Source organism: Pullulanibacillus camelliae (genome assembly GCF_014642655.1).
In the GTDB taxonomy this organism is placed as follows: Bacteria; Bacillota; Bacilli; order Bacillales; family Sporolactobacillaceae; genus Pullulanibacillus; species Pullulanibacillus camelliae.
The window spans coordinates 13,900-28,185 of sequence record NZ_BMIR01000009.1 but is presented as its reverse complement, the minus strand read 5'-3'; the positions used below and the strand labels follow the sequence as shown (position 1 = coordinate 28,185).

The following is a 14,286-nucleotide window of genomic DNA, read 5'->3' as shown; positions in this document are numbered from 1 at the left end:
CCGACGAAGGGCTGCTTTTCTCATTCACTCCACACCGGCGGAAGACGTCTCAGGAGCTTCCTCTAAACGAAAGGCACGATGACAGGCATTCAGGGCCTTATTCAATTGATCCGCTGCAATGACAGTAGAGACTTTAATTTCTGAAGTGCTGACCATTTTGACTTTAATGCCTTCATCAGACAGTGTCTTAAACATCGTGGCCGCAACCCCAGGATTCGAGACCATCCCTGAACCGACAATAGAGACTTTTGCTAGATCCGCTTCAACATTTATCTCCTGAAACTTTAGCCGTGGTTTATTGTGTTTAATGACCTCAAGGGCATCGGCCAAACCGGCTTCTGCCAAGGTAAAAGAAATACTCGTTTCTTGTTCATCCAAAGCATTCTGAATGATCACATCCACATTGACATTGGATTCAGCCAACACCTGAAAGACCGTCGGAAGGGTGTGAATTTCATTAGGTAACCCCAGTAGTGTAACCTTGACGACCTCACGTTCGAAGGCCAATCCTCTTACTGCTAGTCCCTTTTCCAAATGTGCTTCCCCCTTAATAATTGTCCCATTGGTTGTGTCAAAGCTTGAGCGTACCGTAAGAGGGACATGATACTTTTTTGCATTCTCTACCGCTCGAGGATGCAGGACACCGGCCCCTAAATAAGCCATTTCCAGCATTTCATCATAGCTGATTTCTTTTAATTTTCTCGCTTCCTTTACGACACGCGGATCCGTCGTATAGACACCGTCCACATCTGTATAGATCTCACAGAGGGAGGCCTTCAGAGCGGCGGCGAGTGCCACCGCTGAAGTGTCAGAACCTCCGCGACCAAGGGTGGTGATTTCCTGATCCTGAGCAACACCTTGAAATCCAGCAACAACAACCACACGGTCATCTGATAAATGCTGCAATAAAATCTCTGTTTTAATATCCTCAATTCGGGCGTTTCCATAAACCCGTTCTGTGCGAATCCCCGCTTGCCAGCCCGTTAGCGAGATAGCAGGGTAGCCTCGCGCTTCCATTTCCATCGCAAGCAGAGCAATGGTTTGCTGCTCCCCTGTAGATAAAAGCATATCCAGCTCACGCTTTTTTGGACGCTCGCTGATTTGTTTGGCAAGCTCTAAAAGATGATCAGTGGTTTTCCCCATCGCCGAAACAACAACAACCACTTGTTCTCCTTCACCAAGCTTACTTATGATTCGATCTGCAACGCTTTTAATACGTGCAATAGAACCAACTGACGTTCCGCCAAATTTCATCACCGTGATACTCATTTGCTGCACCTGTCTTCCTTAGTTATTTTCCATGTTTATCGCATAGAAACAAGCGATATAAATAGAAAAAACAGTGAAGACACATCCTTCACTGCTGCATAACGATCTATACAACAGGCTTGGATAGTCCTCCACACGCTTGTGTGACAAACCCGGATTTATTCAACCACGGATCCAGCAAAGCCTCCTATGAGTGATTGCTTCACTTCGGCAACCCCACCCTTCCCCAATTGATCGTCAAAGCTCATTCTTCTCCCAATTGGTACTCTTTTAAGGTCGCACCTCTACCAAAACACTGTTTTTCACTATGAAATTACGTTGCATTATATCATGATTCGCTGCCTTCGACAATGCTCTTTGTCAAATAAGACGCTTAGGATTCCTCTTCTTCTTGAAAGTAGTGAAGGATTTGCTCAGCAGTACTGCTCGGGATTCCTGCTGCTGTCAGTTCTTCCAACGTTGCCTGCTTAATTTTTTTCACTGAGCCAAAATGACGAAGGAGAAGCCGCTTGCGCTTAGGGCCAATCCCTTCAATGTCATCCAATTGGGATTTAACCATTGATTTATCACGTACTTGGCGATGAAAGCTGATGGCAAACCTATGCACTTCATCCTGTATTCTCTGCAAGAGATAAAATTCCTGACTGTTTCTTTCCAGCGGGACAACCTCAGATTGCTCGCCGATAACGAGCTGGGATGTTCTATGCTTGTCATCTTTCACCAATCCGCATACTGGAATGGACAGCCCTAATTCATTTTCTAAAATATCAATGGCCGCCCGCATTTGTCCTTTTCCGCCATCGATTAAAATCAGATCAGGAAGCGGCAAATTTTCCTTCAGTAGTCGGCTATATCTGCGACGGACAACCTCGCGCATAGATGCCACATCATCCGGACCCTTTACAGATTGAATGCGGTATTTACGATAAGCCTTTTTATTTGGCCTTCCATCTTCAAAGACGACCATAGCCGATACCGGATGGACCCCTTGAATATTAGAGTTATCAAAGGTCTCAATCACTCTTGGGGTGGGGATATTCAGTTTCTCCCCTAAATTTTCCACAGCTTTAATGGTCCGCGCCTCATCACGCTCAATCAAGACAAACTTTTCTTTCAAGGCAATTTTAGCGTTTTTAGCAGCCATGTCAACGAGATCCTTTTTTCTCCCTCTTTGAGGCTGGGTCACTTCAATATTTAATAATGAGGCCACAAGCTCACGATCAATGTCTTTTGGGATTAAAATTTCCTTCGGCTTAATATGATTCGCTTGCAAGTAAAATTGTCCAATAAAGGTTAAGAAGTCTTCTTCGGGCTCACTATAAAAGGGAAATAATGAAACATCACGCTCAATAAGCTTGCCCTGCCGCATGAAAAACACCTGCACACACATCCAGCCCTTATCATAAGCGAAGTTAAACACATCGCGATCCACAGTATCATTAAACATCACCTTTTGCTTTTCCATAACGGTTTCAATACTGCGAATTTGATCGCGGAGCTCCTTAGCTCGCTCAAATTCTAATTGTTCAGCGGCTTGATTCATCTCTTCTGTCAGTTGCTTCTTAATATCACGATGTCCGCCATTTAAAAAGCGAACGATCCCATCAATCATGTCTTTATACGTCTCTTCCTTAATCTCATTGACACACGGCGCCAAGCACTGTCCGATATGATAGTAGAGACAGACACGATCAGGGAGGGTTCGACATTTGCGTAAAGGATACAGACGGTCAAGTAATTTTTTAGCTTCTTGGGCCGCTGCTACATTGGGATAGGGACCGAAATAGCGACCTGAATTTTTCTTGACCTTCCTTGTAATGACAAGTCGTGGATCCTTTTCATTGGTCAGCTTAATATAGGGATAGCTTTTATCATCTCTTAGCATGACATTATACTTTGGATCATGCTCCTTGATGAGATTCATTTCTAAAAGTAATGCTTCAATATTAGAGGAGGTCACGATATATTCAAAATCAACAATGTCCATGACCAAACGCTGGGTCTTTGCGTCATGACTTCCAGAAAAATAGGAACGCACGCGATTGCGCAAATTCTTTGCCTTTCCAACATATATGATGGTTCCATTTTTATTTTTCATGAGATAACAGCCAGGCTGATCTGGGAGAGTGGCTAACTTCTCGTTAATATTAGCCATTAACATCACCTAATTTCACAAACATTTCCCAGGAAACGCATCAGGGATTGTATCATTATTAGAATACCATAAAATAGCTGAAGTATCTGTTTTAAAACACGCCAATTAATCCCCTTCTTATATACTTTTCGCCCTTATTGAAATGCTGCATCTTCCTGCGACAGCGCTTTAAAAAACTTGGCTTATCCCTCACTGCTTCGCTGAGCACAGCCGATGTGCATCCGATCAGATGCACAACACACTAAAGTTGCCCCCTACGGACACTCTTGATATGATTTTTCAAATCACACAGGCGAAAGCCAAAGCCCGAACTTATAAGGTCTTCCACGAAGTTATAAATTCTGATAGTATAAAAAAACTTGAGGCCATAGGACCTCAAGTTTTATAAAGAAATCTGTGCTTAAGCGTGTTTGCTGATAAATTCAGCAAGAGCTTCTTTGGGTTGGTAGCCTACAGCTTTATCCACCACTTCACCATCTTTGAAGAGAAGTAAAGTCGGAATGCTCATGACGCCAAATTTTCCGGCTGTTTCCTGATTTTCATCAACATCCAGCTTAACAATTTTAACTTTATCGCTCATTTCTGCATCAAGTTCTTCTAAAACAGGAGCAATCATTTTACAAGGACCGCACCAAGTTGCCCAAAAGTCAGCAAGGACAAGACCATTAGAAGTTTCATCAGAAAAAGTTTGATCAGTAACATGTGAAATTGCCATTTAAATGACCTCCTTTTCGGTACTTTATATTATTCCACTGCAGTATACCATTTAAAACACGTCATTTTCCAATAATTGAACTTGGATGAGCCTCAAGCCTGCTGAAGCACCTCTTTAAAGTGCTGAGTAAGGCGCGGAACCACTTCAAATAAATCTCCAACAATGCCATAATCAGCAATATTGAAAATGTTCGCTTCAGGGTCCTTATTGATCGCCACAATGACTTTCGAATTGGACATGCCAGCTAAATGCTGGATAGCACCAGAAATCCCACAGGCAATATAAAGGTCAGGCGTAACCACTTTTCCAGTTTGACCAATTTGCAAGGAATAATCACAGTAACCCGCATCACACGCAGCACGCGAGGCACCAACAGCTCCACCTAAGACATCGGCGAGCTCTTGAAGAGGTTTAAAGCCCTCCGCATTTTTTACACCCCTACCGCCAGAGACAATGACCTTTGCTTCACTAAGGTCAACACCTGTTGTTGTCTTCTTAACGATATCTTTGACGATGGTTCGAAGGTCTTTAACCACAACATCAAAAACTTCAATCGTCACCTCTCGGGTTTCATCTTTTTCCAAAGCAGCAATATTATTAGGGCGAAGGGTCACAAAAAGCATCTCAGAGTTGATGCGTTTCTTTTCAAAGGCTTTGCCAGAATAAATCGGTCGGATAAATAACGGTTTATCCCCTATTTCCAAATCAGTAATATCCGATACGAGCCCACAATCTAGACGTGCAGCTAAACCTGCTGATAGATCCTTCCCCATTGCTGTATGGCCCATGACAATCGCTTTTGGTTGTTCACTACTGATGACTTGCATCAAGGCTTGTTTATAGCCATCAGGTGTATAAGACTTCAATTGCTCATTTTCTACGATTAGCACACGATCCGCTCCATAATAACCCAATATAGGTCCAAACGCTTCCACCTGATCTCCGCATAGCACTGCTACCACTTCACCACCATCAGCGAGTTGTTTAGCGGCGGCAATCGCTTCGAATGATACATGTCGACACTGTCCTTCCTTCGATTCAGCGATAACTAGCGTTTTACGTGCCATAAATCTTCTCCTCCCCCTTAGATTATTTTTGCTTCCGTTCGTAATAAGCGAACCAGTTCTGTCACTTGTTCTTCTGGTTCCCCTTCAATTCGCCTTCCCGCTTGTCTTGCCTTAGGAAGAAAAACATCAATCGTTTCTGTCAATCCTTCAGCCTCTTCCTCATCTATATCCAAATCATCCAAATCAAGCACTTCTAAAGGTTTCTTTTTTGCTTTCATAATCCCAGGGAGCGAAGGGTAACGCGGGTCATTCAATCCCTGCTGAGCCGTGACAAGGATGGGAAGTGACGCCTCGATAATCTCTTGATCCCCTTCAACATCACGCTCAACAGTAACGCGCTCACCGTCCACTTTAAGGCTGACAATCGTACTCACATGAGCAATACCAAGTTTTTCTGCTAACCGCGGACCAATCTGCCCCGTGCTATTATCATTTGATACGTTGCCACCAAGGATGATATCAGCCTTTTTATCCTTAAAAAAGGCATCTAAAAGCGTGACCGTTGACACTTGATCATATACCTCAATCTCTTCGTTATTGATTAAATACGCACGGTCAGCCCCCATTGCTAAAGCCGTGCGCAACTCTTTTTCCGCTTCCTCGTCACCAACAGTCACTACAGTAACCTCTCCGCCTTGTTCATCACGGAGCCTCATCGCCTCTTCGATGGCATATTCATCGTATGGATTAATAATGAATGCAACGCCATCTTCAGAAATACGGCCGTCTTCTATTATGATTTTTTCTTCTGTATCGAAGGTACGCTTCATCAATACATAAATATTCATTAAAACTCCCTCCCTAAATATCCTTGAATTGTGGCTTGCGTTTCTCGATAAATGCCTGAATCCCTTCTTGTGCGTCTTGTGAAGCAAATACCTCACCAAAGCTTAATGCCTCTTTTTCCATTCCTTGCCCGTAGCGCCCCTGTCTAGCTTCTACTAAACAGCTGAGTAAGTGACCCACTGACACAGCGCTTTTTTCAGCAATAAGTTGTGCGAGCTGCTTCGCCTGTTCGAGTGCTATCCCTTCTTCTGTCACTCTATTAATCAATCCCCATTTTAATGCTTCTTCCGCTCTGATCGGTTCACCTGTGAGCATCATTTCAGTCGCCTTCGGCAGACCTACAAGCTGGGAGAGTCTCTGCGTCCCAGCAAACCCCGGAATGAGACCAAGATTCAGCTCAGGCAAACCAAAAGCAGTCCCTGCTTCAGCAATTCTCAGATGACAAGCCATGGCTAATTCCAGTCCACCCCCCAGTGCAGCACCATGAATCACTGCAATGAAGGGCTTTGAAGAACCTTCTATACGGTTAAAAACGGCTTGCCCTTTTCGAGAAAGGTGACTAAAAGCCTCACTAGTACTAACCTGTGTAAATTCTTTAATATCTGCACCTGCAGAAAAAAAACGACCTTCGCCATGGATAATGACGGCCTTTACCTCAGAATCCGCTTCAATTTTTGTTAACTGTACATCCAATGCCTCGATAATAGCTGAGGATAGTGCATTTGCAGGTGGGTGCTGGATCGTTAACACCGCCACCCGTCCTTCGCAGGTCATCTTTACATCGCCCATGATTTTAGCCTCCCATTTACTTGTATAGCGCTTACAAAAAGGTTATAAAGCATGAGCTTAACGTGTTAAACCGTTAAGCAATAGCTCACTCACTGGCTTTCCCAAAGCTGTCAGATCAAAATGAAACTCATTCATCACCCAGTTTGACACGGTTTCATCTAAAGTCCCAAATATCATTTGCCGCGCTAAACGCGTATCCAATGTTTCTCGAAATACACCGTGCGCCTTCCCCTCAATCACAATACCATCAATGATATTTAAATAGTCCTTCAAGGTTTCATTAATTTGTGACCGAATATTTTTGTTCGACTGTCTGAGTTCTAATTGCGTCACAACAGCAAGATGCTGATCCGCAGCCAATTGGTTGAAATGCATAGCCACCAATGCGCTGAGCTTATTCGCTGCGGAAGGTTTGCCCTCAATCTCAGCCCTGATCTTACGGATAAAGTCCCCCATTTTTTCTTGAAAAACAGAGATGAGAATATCCTCTTTATTTTTAAAGTAAATATAGATGGTTCCGTCAGCCACACCTGCATGCTTCGCAATTTTGGAGACCTGCGCCTGATGAAAACCATTTTCTGCAATGACCTCAACTGCAGCATCGATGATCTGCTTGTATTTTGGCCTCTCCTTTATGCTCATTCTTATGATTCCTTTCCATAATGAATGATGACTCATTCATTATTATTGTAAAGAAACTATTCCGCTCGTCGATTCTAAGTATAGCAAAATAAAAAGCTGGGAAAGAGCCCTAAAAGACTCCTCCACACTTTTTATTCATTATACTAAATCTTCAGGAATACACAACTCATTAGGAAAGATGGCGATGCTGTTCCTCAGCTATAAGCTCGCGCTTTAAGATTTTGCCAATTGAAGTTTTCGGCAGCTCATCTCTGATTTCATAGATATGAGGGACTTTAAATGCCGCTAAATGCTTGCGACAATGACGATTCAAATCCTCTTCACTTAGCGTCTGTCCAGCCTTCGGAACAACAAAGGCTTTGACGGTTTCACCCCGATATCTATCCGCGACTCCAATGACCGCCGCCTCTTTCACATCGGGATGTTCGTATAGGACCTCTTCCACCTCACGTGGATAGATATTGAAGCCGCTCGCCAAAATCATATCTTTTTTGCGGTCAACAATATAAAAATAGCCCCGCTCATCGACATAGCCCATGTCTCCTGTGTACAACCAGCCATCCTTCAATACTTTTTCAGTTTCATCAGGTCGCTTCCAATACCCCTGCATTACCTGAGGTCCCTTTACAACCAATTCACCAATTTCCTTAATCCCCGCTTCTTCACCCGTCTCAAGAGAGAGGATGCGGGCTTCTGTATCCGGATAAGGAAGGCCGATAGATCCAGTAACTCTTTCCCCCCAAATCAGATTGCAATGCGTGACCGGCGAAGCTTCTGTCAGCCCATATCCCTCGACAAGCTTTCCGCCGCTCAAGCGCTCAAATTGCTGCTGAACTTCTATAGGGAGTGGCGCTGATCCACTCACACACGTTTTAATAGAAGAGAGATCATATGCCGCTACATTAGGGTGGTTGATCAGGGCAATGTACATCGTGGGGGCCCCTGGAAACAGTGTTGGCTTTTGTGTGGCGATGGTCTTTAACACTTCCTCAGCCTCAAATTTAGGCAGGATAACAAGCTTCGATAATTGCATAATGCCTAGGTTCATTACAATGGTCATTCCATAAACATGAAAAAAAGGCAACGCTCCGAGTATAACCTCTTCCCCATATTTATGACGGTACATCCAATGCCTGCATTGCTCCGTGTTTGCTATTAAATTTTTATGTGTCAGCATAACGCCCTTTGCCGGACCTGTCGTGCCTCCTGTATATTGAAGCAATGCAAGATCATCCTCTGGAGAAATCTCTACGGGTGATATTGACAATTGTCCTTGCTTTAACAATGCCTTAAAAACATGTACGTGTGTTAAATCTCGAAATTCTCTTTTTTTTGGTAGTTTGGTTTGCGAAACAAAAGGATAAAGGATATTCTTCGGAAAAGGTAAATAGTCTTGAATACCAGTGACAATAATATGCTCGAGCTTTGTTTGTTCTTTAACATGTGCCACCCTTGGATAAAGCTGATCTAAGCAGATGATCATTTTTGCTCCTGAGTCACCAAGCTGATGCTCAAGCTCTCTTTCCACATACAAAGGGTTGGTCTGTACCACAATCCCTCCAAGCATAAGCGTAGCATAATAAGCAATGACCGATTGTGGACAATTTGGCAACATTATCGCAACACGATCGCTTTTCTTAAGTCCCAGCTTTGACAATTGCTGCGCCAATTTCAGCGCATCCACATAAATCTGCTTATAGGAAAGCTCCTTTCCTAAAAAATGAATAGCCACCTTGTTTGGGTGCTTTTCAGCTGCCTCCTTAAGATAATCGAAAAGAGGACGCTTCCCGTAGTCAAGTTCAGACGAAATTTCCTTCGGATAATGCGAAAGCCACGGCTTCGCTTCCGTCTCCATATTTTATCCTCCCTTTGATCCGCACCTTTCCAAACAACACATTCCTTATTCATATTATAATGTAAACCCTTACATATTAAAATGCTTTTATTATATATTATTTTCAATCCCGACAAAATTGCTTTAAAACCTTATTTCCTATGGATGTTCTGAACAACTGAATTGCATGGATTAAAATATTAGATATGAATGATTTAGCAACACCGCTCGTAAATTCACATAATCTATTAACGGTATACAGCTCAAAAAACATGCAATGCCACCCAGTAAGCCTCTCCCCCGAGGTCTGCCGAGTGACAAAACATGTTATTGTATAACCAGATAAATAACGCCTGCGGCGCCAAAAACCACACAACAACCGATTAAAATTTTTGCCAAGGTTTCCATAAAACAAATCCCCCTCACTTTTTAAGGGCCGCTTAATATAAGCTTGAGCCAATCACATAAGATAACCCAATGGATATGATCATTGCGATGAGACCTACCGCGACATTGCCGCGTTCAATCTCATCATCAATTCGAAAGGTTGGCGTTAAAAATTCAAAAACAAAATAACCGATGAGCAGTAAGGCAAAACCAAAAGCGCCCTGAACAATGGTAGTTAATAAGGGTTCCCCAGTGCTAATAGAAAAGCGAAACACGTTGGCAATCCCAAAAATTTTCCCGCCAGTTGCCATGGCGACCGCAAGATTCCCATTTTTGATTTCATTCCAATTTCGATACTTCGTCACAAGCTCAAAAATAGCTAAAAAAACGACACCACAGACGATGACAACGCTGTAATAGCTCAGTGCCTCAATATAAGTGTTTCCCCATAAGTGGTTCATGAGCCTCCCCCTTCACAGCCACTCCCATTCTAAACCGTGTTATTTGAGCTCAACAATAGTCACACCGCCGCCGCCTTCACCAGCACCACCTGAACGAAAGCTTTTGACACGTGAGTGCTGCTTCAAATGGTTTTCTACTCCTTTGCGCAACGCTCCCGTTCCTTTTCCATGAATGATAGAAACGCGTGAGTACCCCGCAACCAAAGCCTTATCAATATAGCGATCCAAGCGGCTTATAGCTTCTTCATAGCGCTCACCTCGAAGATCAAGCTCCGTCTTCACTGTTGTGGTTGTTGTTCGAATATTGACAACCGGCTTGACCTCCTGTTCCTCTTTTACAGCTTTAAGATCAACCGCCTTAATATTCATCCTCATGATACCGACTTGTACGAGATACTCTTTATCATTGATTTTCTCGACAATATGTCCTTTTTGTCCAAAGCTCAAAACTTTTACTTCTTGTCCCGGTTGAAAATGTGAGGGCTTTGCTTTCGTATACGATTGAGTGACGGGTTTGGATTCATGAGCTAAAGCCTCTAAGGCATGATCCAAGCGTTTCTTGGCATCAATAACTTCGTGATCCTTTACAGGCTGAGATTGCTGCTGTAGCTGCCGCAAGGTTGTAATCACTTCTTCTGCCTCGCGTCTAGCTTTCTCCACTGCTTCACGCGCTGCTTCTTCCGCCTTTTTTAATATCTTGCCACGCTCTGCTTCTAACTTCAATCGCTCTGCTTCAAGCTCATCTTTTAAGCGTTCAACATCAGCTTTGTACTCCTTAGCCTTTTGTTCAGCCGTCTCAGCCTCTCTTTGACTCTTCTCCAAAGCCGCAATCATGTTATCGACCTTTGCTGTTTCACCACTGATTTGTTGTCTTGCTTCTTCAATGATGTCCTCACTAAGACCTAAACGGCGTGAAATCTCAAAAGCGTTACTGCGACCAGGTATACTCATGAGCAGGCGATAGGTCGGACGCAGTGTTTGCACATCAAATTCAACACTCGCATTGACCGCCCCTTCACGTTCATAAGCATAGGCTTTGAGCTCACTATAATGCGTCGTGGCAATAATGCTTGCTCCTCGACGAAATACATCATCTAAAATCGCAATGGATAAAGCCGCTCCTTCTTGAGGGTCTGTGCCCGCTCCTAGTTCATCGAACAACACGAGACTGCGGAAGTTCACTTGATCTAAAATCGTGACAATATTCGTCATATGTGAAGAAAACGTACTTAAGCTTTGTTCGATGGATTGTTCATCGCCAATATCGGCAAAAATCTGTTCAAAGACATTAACAGAGGAGCCCTCATCTACAGGAATATGCAGACCTGACTGCGCCATGACGGTTAAAAGTCCCACTGTTTTTAAAGTGACAGTTTTTCCGCCTGTATTCGGTCCCGTAATAATAATGGCTTGATAGGGCGACCCCATTTGGATGCTGATCGGTACAACCTCACGAGCAGAAATGAGTGGATGACGCGCTCTTTTAAATTCCAGTTTACCGTCTTCACGTAAGGCTGGCTTCGTTGCTTTGAGCGCATGGGCAAACTTGGCCTTTGCAAAAATAAAGTCCAAGTATCCGAGGTGTTCAACTGTGGCATTTAATAGCTCAGCCACCTCGGCTACCTGTTCCGTTAACGCTCTCAAAATCCGTTCAATTTCATGCTTTTCCTTTGCTCGCGCCTCACTTAATTGGTTATCAATCTCAACGACGGCCTGTGGCTCTATAAACACTGTTGCCCCTGATGAGGATTGATCATGAACGATACCACCAAAGGCATGACGATATTCTTGCTTAACCGGTATGACATAGCGATCGTTGCGAATAGTCACAATGCTTTCTGAAAGCATTTTTTGGTGATGCGACGAACGAATCAATCCTTCCAATCGTTCTTTAATACGTGCATCTAATGTTCTCATCTGTGAGCGAATCGTGCGCAGCTTATCACTTGCCCCATCCATCACTCGCCCCGAATCATCTACACAAGAGGTGATTTCCTTCTCCAATTGAGTTTGTGGAACCATCTCATTGACACGCGCGTAAAGGATTGGAAGCTTAACCTCTTCCTCCTCTAAGTCAGCGAAAAACTTTTTGATGATGCGACTTGCTCGAATGCTATCACCAATGGCATTTAATTCACTTGCGGAGAGCACGCCACCAATCACTGCCCGTTTTATAAATGGGCGCACTTCTGTAACTCCACCCAATGGCACATTACCTCGCAGCCGATAGACTGTTGCTCCTTCGTCGGTTTCATCGATCAGTGCTTGAACCTCTGCTATAGATGTTCGAGGAACAAGCTGCTCGACCCACTCTTTTCCCAATGACGAAGCTGTATAATTTTTGAGTTGTTCCTTAATCTTTTCATATTCTAATAAAGAGAGTGCACGTTGCAAAGCGCTCATCCTTTCTTACTGACTCAAGCGTTCTTTGGTTCTTTTATAAAAGCTTCAAAACGTCCGCGACTCATGGTGTTAAGCACCGTTTCTGGACGTATCCAGCCTCTTCTTGCCGCCGTGACACCAACAGGCATATCGTCTAGCATATCTAAAGAATGGGCATCCGTGTTAATCGCAAGTTTAACCTGTGCGTCTTGTGCGCGTTTTACCCACTCTGAGGTCAGATCCAATCGACTGGGATTCGCATTTAACTCTAACGCTGTTCCCGTCTCTCGTGCCCATTGAATCAACAGTTCCATATTAACAGCATAGCCCTTCCGGCGCCCAATAATGCGACCCGTTGGATGAGCAATTAAGCGAACGTGAGGATTTTCCATTGCCTGCCGAAGCCGGCGCATGATCGTGGCTTCATCCTGAGAGAAGCTCGTATGAATGGCTGCAATGACAAAATCAAGCGCCTCAAGGGTTTCATTACTAAAATCCAAGCGCCCATCAGATAAAATATCCATTTCAGTCCCTGCAAAGATTTTAAATGCAGAGCCATAATTGGCATTTAAGCGTTCAATTTCCTCGCGCTGTTGCAACAGCCGCTTTTCGTCAAGCCCGCCAGCCACCCTTAAGGATTTGGAGTGATCCGTGATTACAATATAATCGTAACCTTTATGACGTGCCGCTTCGGCCATTTCTTCTATCGTATACGCCCCATCGCTATAGGTGGTATGCATGTGTAAATCAGCCTTAATATGGTTTACTGTAACAAAATCAAAGGCCTCTCGTTCGGCTGCTTCAGCAATCTCCTCACGTCCCATGCGAATCTCTGCAGGAATCTCACATAACCCAAAATGAGCAAAAAAAGCCTTTTCTGAGGTAAACGTCAAGCGTTCACCTGTTTCCTCATTTTCCACACCATATTCACTAATCTTCTCTCCTTGCGCCTTGGCAAGCTGCCGCATTTTCACATTATGATCCTTTGATCCCGTAAAATGATGAAGCGCAGTTGCAAACTCCGCTTCAGTGACAAAGCGAAAATCAACCGATACGCCCCATTCATCCTTGAGAATGACAGACATTTTGGTTTCACCTTGACCGGTAACCTCAGAAACCTCAAGCCCTTCCTTAATCGCCTCAGCAACCTCATGAGGCTGCTCCGTCGCAATCACATAATCAATATCCTTCATCATTTCCTTTTGCCGACGCAAGCTACCCGCTTTAGAGTAGCGATCAATGGCTGGGATGTTCATTAACACCACTTCAATTTGCGCTGATAGCTTTAGCATATATTCAATAGGAAATTGCTCTGGACGTTGACTTGAAGCCTCCACTGCTTTCAATATTTTTTCCTCTGTTTTCTTTCCAAAACCTTCAAGTGCTTGTACCTGTTCAGCCATGCAAGCTTGCTTTAACGTTTCGAGGTCAACGACACCAAGCTCTTGATACAGCTTGGCAATCTTTTTCCCGCCTAATCCCGGAAGCTTGAGGAGTGCAAGCAACCCTTCCGGCACCTCTGCCTTCAACGTGTTCAAAAGAACGGATTCTCCTGTTTCCAGCAATTCATCAATCACTTGAGCGGTTCCTTTGCCAATCCCCTTTAGTGATGCGGGATCCTCAATTTGTTGCATGCTCCGATCATCATTTTCTAATGCTAGAGCTGCCTTGCGATAGGCTGATATTTTAAAAGGGTTTTCCCCTTTGAGCTCCAAATAGGTTGCAATTTCCTCTAATACTTTGATAACCTGCTTTTTATTCAAAGCATCCTCACCCCTTTAAAATGGTGTAGGCATCCA

11 protein-coding genes and 1 riboswitch are annotated in these 14,286 nt (G+C 43.9%); all 11 genes read right to left on the bottom strand.

Annotated features, from left to right (window positions below; translation table 11 throughout):
• Window positions 1–24 precede the first annotated feature (24 nt).
• The gene (locus IEW82_RS10425; RefSeq protein WP_188693439.1) at window positions 25–1,269 is read right to left on the bottom strand and encodes an aspartate kinase; all 1,245 of its coding nucleotides are present in this window, start codon (window positions 1,267–1,269) and stop codon (window positions 25–27) included.
• Between the two features lie 116 nt (window positions 1,270–1,385).
• A riboswitch (Lysine riboswitch) is annotated at window positions 1,386–1,564 on the bottom strand.
• 78 nt (window positions 1,565–1,642) lie between these two features.
• Entirely contained in the window at window positions 1,643–3,424 is a 1,782-nt protein-coding gene (gene uvrC / locus IEW82_RS10420; RefSeq protein WP_308422152.1) for an excinuclease ABC subunit UvrC, read from the bottom strand.
• A gap of 400 nt (window positions 3,425–3,824) precedes the next feature.
• Entirely contained in the window at window positions 3,825–4,139 is a 315-nt protein-coding gene (trxA, locus tag IEW82_RS10415; RefSeq protein ID WP_188693435.1) for a thioredoxin, read from the bottom strand.
• Window positions 4,140–4,231: 92 nt separating this feature from the next.
• Window positions 4,232–5,206, bottom strand: coding sequence for an electron transfer flavoprotein subunit alpha/FixB family protein (locus IEW82_RS10410; RefSeq protein ID WP_188693431.1), 975 nt, complete (start codon window positions 5,204–5,206; stop codon window positions 4,232–4,234).
• A 17-nt stretch (window positions 5,207–5,223) separates the two neighbouring features.
• Entirely contained in the window at window positions 5,224–5,994 is a 771-nt protein-coding gene (locus IEW82_RS10405) for an electron transfer flavoprotein subunit beta/FixA family protein (RefSeq protein ID WP_188693428.1), read from the bottom strand.
• A 13-nt stretch (window positions 5,995–6,007) separates the two neighbouring features.
• Window positions 6,008–6,781 carry an enoyl-CoA hydratase gene (locus IEW82_RS10400; protein WP_188693424.1) on the bottom strand — a complete coding sequence of 258 codons (774 nt, stop codon included), beginning with the start codon at window positions 6,779–6,781 and terminating at the stop codon, window positions 6,008–6,010.
• A gap of 57 nt (window positions 6,782–6,838) precedes the next feature.
• Window positions 6,839–7,423 (bottom strand): fatty acid metabolism transcriptional regulator FadR, encoded by a 585-nt coding sequence (gene fadR, locus IEW82_RS10395; protein ID WP_188693421.1) that lies wholly within the window; start codon window positions 7,421–7,423, stop codon window positions 6,839–6,841.
• Between the two features lie 169 nt (window positions 7,424–7,592).
• Entirely contained in the window at window positions 7,593–9,278 is a 1,686-nt protein-coding gene (locus IEW82_RS10390; protein WP_188693418.1) for an AMP-binding protein, read from the bottom strand.
• Between the two features lie 419 nt (window positions 9,279–9,697).
• Complete coding sequence (locus tag IEW82_RS10385; protein ID WP_188693415.1) at window positions 9,698–10,105, bottom strand: DUF350 domain-containing protein; 408 nt, start codon at window positions 10,103–10,105, stop codon at window positions 9,698–9,700.
• Window positions 10,106–10,144: 39 nt separating this feature from the next.
• Window positions 10,145–12,508, bottom strand: coding sequence for an endonuclease MutS2 (locus IEW82_RS10380; RefSeq protein ID WP_188693412.1), 2,364 nt, complete (start codon window positions 12,506–12,508; stop codon window positions 10,145–10,147).
• Window positions 12,509–12,522: 14 nt separating this feature from the next.
• The gene (polX, locus tag IEW82_RS10375; RefSeq protein ID WP_188693409.1) at window positions 12,523–14,250 is read right to left on the bottom strand and encodes a DNA polymerase/3'-5' exonuclease PolX; all 1,728 of its coding nucleotides are present in this window, start codon (window positions 14,248–14,250) and stop codon (window positions 12,523–12,525) included.
• Window positions 14,251–14,286 lie beyond the last annotated feature (36 nt).

Excerpts from the sequence above, each read along its gene's own strand:
- IEW82_RS10425 (WP_188693439.1), bottom strand. The coding sequence starts at position 1,269 with ATGAGTATCACGGTGATGAAATTTGGCGGAACGTCAGTTGGTTCTATT.
- uvrC (WP_308422152.1), bottom strand. The coding sequence starts at position 3,424 with ATGGCTAATATTAACGAGAAGTTAGCCACTCTCCCAGATCAGCCTGGC.
- trxA (WP_188693435.1), bottom strand. The coding sequence starts at position 4,139 with ATGGCAATTTCACATGTTACTGATCAAACTTTTTCTGATGAAACTTCT.
- IEW82_RS10410 (WP_188693431.1), bottom strand. The coding sequence starts at position 5,206 with ATGGCACGTAAAACGCTAGTTATCGCTGAATCGAAGGAAGGACAGTGT.
- IEW82_RS10405 (WP_188693428.1), bottom strand. The coding sequence starts at position 5,994 with ATGAATATTTATGTATTGATGAAGCGTACCTTCGATACAGAAGAAAAA.
- IEW82_RS10400 (WP_188693424.1), bottom strand. The coding sequence starts at position 6,781 with ATGGGCGATGTAAAGATGACCTGCGAAGGACGGGTGGCGGTGTTAACG.
- fadR (WP_188693421.1), bottom strand. The coding sequence starts at position 7,423 with ATGAGCATAAAGGAGAGGCCAAAATACAAGCAGATCATCGATGCTGCA.
- IEW82_RS10390 (WP_188693418.1), bottom strand. The coding sequence starts at position 9,278 with ATGGAGACGGAAGCGAAGCCGTGGCTTTCGCATTATCCGAAGGAAATT.
- IEW82_RS10385 (WP_188693415.1), bottom strand. The coding sequence starts at position 10,105 with ATGAACCACTTATGGGGAAACACTTATATTGAGGCACTGAGCTATTAC.
- IEW82_RS10380 (WP_188693412.1), bottom strand. The coding sequence starts at position 12,508 with ATGAGCGCTTTGCAACGTGCACTCTCTTTATTAGAATATGAAAAGATT.